Here is a 557-nt window from a genome sequence, read left to right on the forward strand (position 1 = left end):
GATAAGTTAGTTTTAGGGCGGGTCGAAAGTGTGTATTACAGCGAAATTCCTGAGCTAAGTGACGTCCCTTTCATCGGTAAAATTGATACCGGCGCTGACACCACCTCCATGCATGCAGAAAATATTCACGTAAGCAGCAGCAATCCCAAATACAAAAATCTTAAAGATGAAAAACTGCTGTGGGCAACTGTCGATGATTTAGGTGGCACGCAAGCCAAATGGGAAGCCAACAGTTTTGAACCTTATCAAGTCACCGTCAGTTTCACGATTCAGCATCCTTATACTGGCAAAGAGATCACGGTAACCGACGATCTTGAGCGCATCAGTGCTATCCGCAGTCGCACCAGCAAAAAACCGATTTTGCGACCAACCGTAAAAATGCCGATGACGATTGCTGGGCATACGGTAGATACCGTGGTGAACCTTACCTCGCGCAAACAGTTCTCTGCGCCAATCCTGATTGGCAAAACTTACCTAGATGATAACGCGTGGGTGTTTGCTGGGTATGACTACCTGCAAGAACAACCCAACGCGAAAATGATTGGTAAGAAAGAGAC

At 46.3% G+C, this 557-nt stretch carries 1 pseudogene; it reads left to right on the forward strand.

The annotated features are described in order from the left end of the window. Nucleotides 1–557, forward strand: a pseudogene (locus R7Q11_RS28465) (RimK/LysX family protein); the annotation flags it as partial.

The sequence above is a fragment of the Vibrio sp. 970 genome (assembly GCF_033339075.1).